This window comes from Microcoleus sp. C2D2 (genome assembly GCF_036702495.1).
In the GTDB taxonomy this organism is placed as follows: Bacteria; Cyanobacteriota; Cyanobacteriia; order Cyanobacteriales; family Microcoleaceae; genus Microcoleus.
In genome coordinates this window covers 1-8,254 of record NZ_JAUBTO010000231.1, presented here as the reverse complement: position 1 = coordinate 8,254, position 8,254 = coordinate 1, and the positions used below count along the sequence as shown (strand labels likewise).

7 protein-coding genes, 1 tRNA gene and 1 pseudogene are annotated in these 8,254 nt (G+C 46.8%); 3 read left to right on the top strand and 6 right to left on the bottom strand.

The features are described from left to right. Positions 1–646: 646 nt before the first annotated feature. Positions 647–1,393 (bottom strand): FkbM family methyltransferase, encoded by a 747-nt coding sequence (locus tag QUB61_RS36185; protein WP_333132951.1) that lies wholly within the window; start codon positions 1,391–1,393, stop codon positions 647–649. 280 nt (positions 1,394–1,673) lie between these two features. Between QUB61_RS36185 and QUB61_RS36180 the strand changes: the two genes are divergently transcribed. Then, positions 1,674–1,994 (top strand): hypothetical protein, encoded by a 321-nt coding sequence (locus tag QUB61_RS36180; protein ID WP_333132950.1) that lies wholly within the window; start codon positions 1,674–1,676, stop codon positions 1,992–1,994. Positions 1,995–2,163: 169 nt separating this feature from the next. On the opposite strand, the gene QUB61_RS36175 is transcribed toward QUB61_RS36180, so the two are convergent. Both QUB61_RS36175 and QUB61_RS36170 read right to left on the bottom strand, forming a co-directional pair. Next, complete coding sequence (locus QUB61_RS36175) at positions 2,164–3,882, bottom strand: ATP-binding protein (RefSeq protein WP_333132949.1); 1,719 nt, start codon at positions 3,880–3,882, stop codon at positions 2,164–2,166. Between the two features lie 27 nt (positions 3,883–3,909). Next, complete coding sequence (locus QUB61_RS36170; RefSeq protein WP_333190366.1) at positions 3,910–4,239, bottom strand: hypothetical protein; 330 nt, start codon at positions 4,237–4,239, stop codon at positions 3,910–3,912. Positions 4,240–4,492: 253 nt separating this feature from the next. Between QUB61_RS36170 and QUB61_RS36165 the strand changes: the two genes are divergently transcribed. Together QUB61_RS36165 and QUB61_RS36160 are read left to right on the top strand one after the other, a co-directional pair. Beyond that, entirely contained in the window at positions 4,493–5,539 is a 1,047-nt protein-coding gene (locus QUB61_RS36165; RefSeq protein WP_333132947.1) for a M42 family peptidase, read from the top strand. An 84-nt stretch (positions 5,540–5,623) separates the two neighbouring features. After that, positions 5,624–5,696 (top strand) — tRNA-Glu (locus QUB61_RS36160). 457 nt (positions 5,697–6,153) lie between these two features. On the opposite strand, the gene QUB61_RS36155 is transcribed toward QUB61_RS36160, so the two are convergent. The 3 genes and pseudogenes from QUB61_RS36155 to QUB61_RS36145 form a co-directional block, all read right to left on the bottom strand. Then, entirely contained in the window at positions 6,154–7,131 is a 978-nt protein-coding gene (locus QUB61_RS36155) for a hypothetical protein (protein WP_333132946.1), read from the bottom strand. Positions 7,132–7,313: 182 nt separating this feature from the next. After that, entirely contained in the window at positions 7,314–7,610 is a 297-nt protein-coding gene (locus tag QUB61_RS36150; protein ID WP_333132945.1) for a hypothetical protein, read from the bottom strand. Continuing rightward, a pseudogene (locus tag QUB61_RS36145) lies at positions 7,610–8,014 on the bottom strand (C39 family peptidase); the annotation flags it as partial. The pseudogene QUB61_RS36145 and the gene QUB61_RS36150, both read right to left, overlap by 1 nt. Positions 8,015–8,254 lie beyond the last annotated feature (240 nt).

Sequence of the window (8,254 nt, the reverse complement as noted above, 5' to 3'; positions counted from 1 at the left end):
ACGGGCAAGATGCCCATCCCCCAAGAGTTATTTTTTCTTGTGGGATGGGCATCTTGCCCGTCCCATAAATTTATGAAAAGGACTTTTGCAAGAGGTCTATTATTTTCTCAAGCCCTTCTAAGGTCGCCTTATCTTCTGAATCTGTATTTTTGTTCTTGATGTGCGCTATTTCCTGAATACAAGCCATCGGCGTAATTGTTCTTCGGGAGTTATGCTGATTTTTTTCCCCATCTGCTCTCTTTATTTTACCTGCTGGCAGTCTATTTCCACGCCTCGGGATCAGCCCAGCCGAATAGAAGAGTTAAGGAAGTTAACTCGTAATAAGCGTCACTTTTATGGACATGGACGAGGGAGCTGCAACCAGGCTAAGGCATGGTTTATAGCTGGATTTGTCACCCCCCCAGAGATAACTAAAACCTTCTGACTGACCTCCGTTAAATCCTCGCTCAAGCGAATCCGTTGCCGAACTTCCTTATTCCTTCAATATCTGCTATAGCGGTTCTCAAGCGTGGGGAGATATGCCCTATGCCCTATGCCCCATGCCCCATGCCCCATGCCCTATGCCCTATGCCCTATGCCCTATGCCCTATGCCCTATGCCCACGGAGGCCGCGAGAGCACCTCATGTTACTGAGAAAGGCTATATATCATTGAGGGTTGCGGGTTCGGGATGCTAAGATCGAGCCGTACCATTTATCTATTGGTATTTGCTTTCTGATCCGAAATCCTAAGTTTTGAATAACTTGTCGGGTTTCGGCGTGAGTGTGACCATACCACAAGTGATATTCTAAAGAAAGGTTTTCCACAAATTGCCAAATCTCTGTATCTTTAAATAACAGCCATTCTGCACCTTCGCAGTCTACTTTTGCTAAATCAACGCTGCCACCAATTCGCTCGATCGCCCTGCGAAATGATACCATCGGTATGTCGCCGCTTTCGCTAACGGTCGATCGGGTTTTTCCCGAGACTTCCCGAATGTCAAGGACTACTTTACCATCTCGGTCTCCTACTGCTTCCATAAAATAGGTAAAATTGGCGATTTTAGATTGATGTTTGAGGTAATTTTCTAGGTAGGGATTAGCTTCGTAGGCGTGAATTACGGCCTGGGGAAACCTGTTCCTCGCAGCAATCGGAAATAAGCCGACATTGGCTCCAACATCAATAATTGTCATCAGAGATTCAGATAATTGCTCGACTCCGTAGCAGTCGTCTAAAAGCACTTCTATAAATTCTCCGTTCATGCCTTTCTCTGAAGGCACGTTTACTTGATGGCGTTTTCCTCGGACAATTAATTGTTGGGGCAATTGAAAGCTAGCAACTCTGTTAAATTTTATTCCTAACTTTTTTGCTCTAATTTTGCGATGCACCAGTTGCTGAAGTTTATGGAAAAGCATAGCGAGAATTTGAGAAGTTTTTAACTTTTAAAATAAGGTTAGCTGATGAAAATGCCTCTCGGTACTAACTCACTTTTTGCAACGCTTGGAAACCGAGTTTATGGCGGGCGCAAACATCAAAAGCGAGATTTTTTGTTGAAAAACTAGGCTTATTATATCGGGTAGCTCGGGGGGCCATATATCAGTACATAAAGTTATTTTTTGGTGGGCAGAATAGTAATTTTAGAGTAAATATGCTTTAATATATGTCAAAATGCGCTCCAAAACACGGGAATAAAAAATGTTAGAGTTCGCTCGACTGTTCCCAACAATTGAAGAGTTTGTCATGCTCCCCTTTCCCAGCGGTGCGGTGTCGGAAATTAACCAGCGGTTGATGGAAAAATTCGCCGCCCTGGGAGTGAATGCTTGGCTCGATCGTGCGAACAATGCGGGAACCCTAATTCCCGACCGCAATCGGCAAAAGTCGATCGGCATTACCGCTGACAAAAAATATGAAATTGGCGCCCTAGAGAATGTAGGACTCATGCAGGCTCTACTCGATAATGAAGGAAGAGTGCTTCCTATCCTTGAGGCAGTAGACCTGTTGCCTGAATCAAGTTAACAGAGGTTTGTGCTGGAGACGACACTCACAAGCTGGGTTCGGCACAACCGCTAGCCTTCTCCCCAAGCTGACAAGAACCCAATTATTAATTATTCTCAAAGGCGACATTTGTTCTCGAACAGTTTTTGCGACAGAAGCAGTAAAAGGACGAGATCAATACAGCAGGGTTTTAGCACCTGCTTGTACGTCCGGTGAGGCTGGCAACCACCGCCACTAACTCGTCAGCATCTACGGGTTTGGTCACATGCATCTGAAAACCTGCTAATAGTGCCTGCCGACGATCGTCACTCCCGGCATAGGCCGTCAGCGCGATCGCGGGTAGCCGACCGCCCCGCTGCGCTTCAAGTTGCCGCAACTTGCGGATCAGGGAGTAGCCATCCTCATCCGGCATCCCAATATCGCTCACTAAAACATGGGGGCTGCGATCCGTTGCGGTTTCGAGAACGGTCAACGCCTGCTTGACCGAAGCAACAGCGATGACCTCAGCACCATTATTTTGCAGAATCGTGTTCAGCAACTCTAGCGCGTCAGCCTCGTCATCTACCACTAAGATTTGTAAGCCTTCAAGGCTCGGCGACGCCTCAACCCTCCGCTTCGCCTCCACGATCGAGTTTAATGGCTCTGGATCGCTCGGTGGTTGAGGGATAATCATCGCGGGCAGTGTGACTGTAAAGGTCGTCCCCTGTCCTATCCCTGGACTCACTACCGTTACAGTCCCGCCATGCAATTCAACTAATTGACGCACAATGGCTAACCCTAAACCCAACCCCCCATAACTGCGAGTGGTGGTGCTGTCGTGCTGGCGGAAGCGATCGAAGACAAACGGTAAAAAGTCCGAGCTGATGCCGAGTCCAGTGTCGCTGACAGTAATTTCAGCATGAGAATTAACCCGCTCCAAACGAATCTCGACTCGCCCGTCTTTAGGGGTAAATTTGAGGGCGTTAGAAAGTAGATTCCACAAAACTTGCTGCAACCGATTGGCATCACCCAAGAGCAAACCCGCTTGAGAATCGAGCACGCTTTCCAGGCGAATTGATTTTGCCTCAGCGGCCAAGCGTACAGACTCAATGGCAGATTCAATCACGGGCACGAGGTTGACTGGACGGACTTGGAGGCGCAGTTTACCCGTAATGATGCGAGAAATATCGAGGATGTCTTCGATTAGCTGGGCTTGAGACTTGGCGTTTCGCTCGATCGTCTCCAAAGCCCGCAGGATTTTCTCCTCACTCAGGGTTCGCTGCCGTAACATCGCTGACCATCCTAAGATGGCGTTGAGAGGAGTTCTGAGTTCATGAGAAAGAATCGAGAGAAACTCATCCTTGGCACGGTTGGCACCCTCTGCCTCTGCCCGAATCATTTGTTCGCGCATCAATAATTCGTCTTTGGTGCGATTAGACGCTTCCAATTGGGCGGTGCGTTCCTGCACCCGTTGCTCTAGCTCGACATTAATCGCCTGGATACAGCGGCGGCTCTCCTCTAGTTCCTGGTTTGTAAGGGCGAGTTGGGCTGGACTTGGCGCATCGAGCGCCACTGGAATTAAGGGAATCAGTAAAAAGGTGAACGTATAGAAAGACCAAGCACCAGTAACCGCTTTGATCAGTCCTGAAACCCAGTAGATGGGGTGCCAAAGTGTCACTACTTCGATCAGGTGGGTTGTGCCACATAAGGCAAAGATAAAAAAGAAACCCACCAGCAACGTCACCGTATGGGCAGGCAGATCCTTACGCTGATTCGTAAAGTAAACAATGGCAAACGCCACCAAGTAATAAGCGAGGGTAGTCACTACATCTGACGTTAAGTGCAGCCAGACTAACCCCGGTTTCCAGAGGTAACAATGCCCGTGAGGAATGAAATTATTCGCAAAGAAGGTAGTCAAGAGGTCAGGCATATTAGTTTACGGAACTGTCAAGTTAATTTAGGGGGTGTCATCAATTCCACCCGATGACCCCAGCAGCGAGAAGAATCGCACGCCGGAAAGTTCACCGCCTGACGGGTGATAGGGCATCGCGATTGCCGGATACAGCAGCCGCTTGGCGGCAAAGTTTTCAATCAAATGACGGGCTTTGTACAATTCTGTATCGTAAGTTCGCAGGATCTTGCGGTGGTGCCGAGGTAAAATCATGGCGCTCTTCCCCTCGGCATTGAGGGGGTCAATTACGCCCCGCTCTGCATCATAGCCCTTGTTAGCCAGCAGTGTATCCCCCACCAGTAATGGCTGCAGTTGGTCGGCTCCTTCTGGCGTCACCAGCTTGTCCGGGGGCGAGGTGAAACCCCAACGGATTGCCCAACGCATCCACGCGCTCGCATGAATCTTGTTACTCAATCGCCCTTTGCTGCCTCCAATTGCTTCATTCCTACGCTCCTCAAAAAGCTCAGCAGGAAGATGTTTCTTTCAAGTGGGAAAATGCCTGAATTAAAACTAGGTGTACCGCCGGAAAATAGTGGGTAAATGTGCTTTAATATATGTCAAAATTCGCTCCTAAAAACGAACATCAAAAATGTTAGAGTTCGATCGCCTGTTCCAAACAATCGAAGAATTAGTAATGCTGCACTCACCCAGCGGTGCGGAATCGGAAATTAACCAGCGGTTGATGGAAAAATTCGCCGCCCTGGGAGTGAATGCTTGGCTCGATCGCGCGGACAATGCGATCGCCCTAATTAAGGGTCGCAATCCCGAAAAGTCGATCGCCATTACCGCCCACAAAGACGAAATTGGCGCCCTAGTTAAAACAATAGGCGAGAGCGGCCGCGTGGAAGTCCGCAGATTGGGCGGCACGTTTCCTTGGGTTTACGGCGAAGGCGTGGTGGATTTGCTCGGAGACAAGCAAACAATTAGCGGCATTCTCAGCTTCGGTTCCCGCCATGTTTCTCACGAATCTCCTCAGAAAGCTCAGCAGGAAGATGTTTGTTTAAAGTGGGAAAATGCCTGGATCGAAACTAAGTGTACCGCCGAGGAATTAGCCGAGGCCGGAATTCGACCGGGCACGCGGATGGTGGTGGGAAAGCACCGCAAGCGCCCGCTGCGGTTGAAGGACTGGATCGCGAGCTACACTCTGGACAACAAGGCTTCAGTGGCGATTTTGCTGGCTCTGGCGGAATGTTTGAAAGAGCCTGCGGTGAATGTTTATTTGGTAGCGTCGGCGAAGGAGGAGGTTGGGGCGATCGGAGCTTTGTATTTCACGCAGCGCCAGCCGTTGGACGCGCTGATCGCTTTGGAAATTTGCCCTCTGGCACCGGAATACCCGATTCGTGACGGCGAAAACCCGGTTTTGCTGGTTCAGGACGGCTACGGAGTCTACGATGAAGGATTGAACGCCCAATTGCGCGCAGCAGCCGCAGCAGCCGATGTAGAGGTGCAGTTGGCGGTAATTAGCAGTTTTGGGAGCGATGCTTCGATCGCCATGAAGTTCGGCCACGTAGCCCGCGCCGCTTGTTTGGCTTTCCCCACCCAGAACACCCACGGCTTTGAAATTGCTCATCTCGGGGCGATCGGCAATTGCGCCGCCATCCTCAAAGCCTACTGTGACGAGCTTTCGGACGAGTAGAAAAAAAACTTTCGCAAAGTAGTTGACAGATTGGGAAAGATTAGTTAAGGTAATAAAGGTGCGGAACACAAGCAAACGCAACGCGCCCCCATCGTCTAGAGGCCTAGGACACATCCCTTTCACGGATGCGACGGGGATTCGAATTCCCCTGGGGGTATTGAAAATTTAAGTCAGATATCAAAGTGATATCTAGCAACTGTGGGGTGGGCATATAGTCCGCCCCTATTGCTATTAGGACTTACGGGTGGTCAGAAACCGGGTTTTTTTACGAGAATACTGCGTCAGGGCCAGTAGAAACGTCAAAAAACCCGGTTTCTTTGGTTTACGGGTGGTCAGAAACCGGGTTTTTGGCGAGAATACTTGGTCACAGCCAGTAGAAACGGCAAAAACCCGGTTTCTTTAGTTTGGTTTCTTTGGTTGTGATTCCTAAGTCCAGTTATTGTCTGAGATCCGCATCTCCTGTTGTCTGGTGAAACGATGGATAGGTGACGAAATGCGATCGCATGACAGGTTAATGAAGCAAGGGGCGATCGCTATTTAACAGCTAATCAAAGGCTTTGCTGACTTGAGTAGTGACAGGAGAGCGATCGCTAAAGCTTTTTACCAAACCTTGCTCAACTAGGGTTATCCTGAGATGTTGATTCAGGTACTTGACCAGCATTACGGACGTTAATAAATTTACCTAGCAGATCGAACCAAAAGGGCGCACCCATCGCTATGGCCCCAGCACTCAACAGCCAACCAAAGATAAGTTTGATGATTCCTAATACCCAATCCCAAACTTTAGTTTTAGCAGAATCTCGGGGATTTACTTGCTTTTTAAATTGTTCCATTGTAGACCAGCCAAGAGGCATAGTTATATCCAAATAGCTGTTAATGTTATCTAAACTTGGCTCCTTATTTTCAGCAATAATTTTAGTGGCAACTTGATTGATACTAGAGCGCAAAGCAGCATCTTTGTTTAAGGTTTTAAAGATGTAGAATGTATCAGCATTGAGCGCCAGTGTAACTACTAAGCCAATCAAAAAAGTAACCCCCTTAACATTCCGATTGTAGACACCAGATGCTCGCTCCATCGACTGGTCGAACCAAATTTTTATCTCCTTTTCTAAAGACTTAATTCCCATCTCAGTAGCACTAGCTTTCCTTTGAGCTATTAAAGCGATAGAATAAATCCGCCGTTGTATTTCTGGGTCTAGTTTTTTATTCTCCTTGATTGATTCTACGATGTCATCAATTGTTCCTGAAGCGTTAAAATCGTAATCAGTTTGGATAATTTCCAGCAAGGTGGCAGCAAACATTTTTGAAGAAATATAGGAAGGGCCGACAGAACCTCTAAGAATTTTTCTTTGATTCAGAGATCGAATCAGAGGATGATTCCACAGGTCATTAGCAATTTTTTGGGCTTGTTTAGCGGACGGATCATTTGCTTCATTGTCACCAAGTATAATTTGGATGGCTTCTTTTAATTGTTTAGCTCTCCATTCTAGAACTGTAGCAATTAATTCTTGAATGCCTGAAACTAAAAGACTGAGAATTAAGTAAATGAAAAACAAGCCAATAGCCACATCCAACATCGCCGGGAAGTTCATAGTTTAAAACCTCTTTACAGTAGGAAAAAATTAGTATTGACAATCAAGTTGGAGAGCGATAGCATTATGCCTTTAAAAGCAGATGCGATCGCGACTCAATATAACGGACAGACCTTTTGCCGAATTTAGTTCAGTTTTTCTCTACAGCTCTGTGATAAACTCTCTCAAGTCATTAGCACGGTTCAGCCAACCCTCCAAAAAGACTTCCTGGGAAGAGTTTTCCATAACTCTCCTGCGATGGTAAGCAATTCTTCCATCGATAATATCAAGGCTGTTTCTTTGTTATTGTTAGCTCGCAGTCCACTTTCAGTTTGCGGTCCAAAAATTCCATCAACGCCAACTCCTAATGGTTCCTGTAAAAACAAAATAGCACCCGTGACACCAAACAAGACAGCAGTATCAAAATGCACTATAGATAGAGGCAATATCATTGAATCAGCCTGAAATGGTTTCCCATACATCTCGGAGTAGATTTCCATCACTTTGGCTTGCGACTGTATACTTTATTTTCACCTTTATTATCTGGTGAAAGTTGTGAATTTTTACGATACCCATCAGAGAAACATTCTCCTGCTGGATCGTTGACAAAAAAGTCACCCTTGTCGCTATAACCACGAATAACCAAAATGTGACCAGCATTTGTCCAAAAGCCGTGCAATATACATATTTCACCAGAATCAAGAGAGCGAGTAATGTCTGAGAGACTTCCCTTCATGGTCAAATTATCTCTTAACGCTAAACCTTCTAATAAGCTCTTGATTCCATCTGGAGAACGGTGAGCTATGCCCAGTATATCAAAACGTGCTTTAACGTCATCTTCGTACTGTCGGAAGGAACCTAACTCTGCAACATTAAAATACTTTAAGCACATTGCTGCACTCGTAGGACCGCAGGTGCGCTAAGGTTCAATATTGTTATCTTCTTGACTGAAATACGGAACGTTATGATTAATAGCCATAATTTACCTCGAGTAAGTACAGCTTTTAAAAGCTGGTTATTAAATTGATAACCCACGCCCGATCGCCCTGTCGGTGAGAAAAAGTGAGGTAAGGATTCAGGTAAAAAATAGTTCCGCAGAGAGCCCAAAAATATGGTAATGTAGTCAGATGAGCGAAAAGCCAGA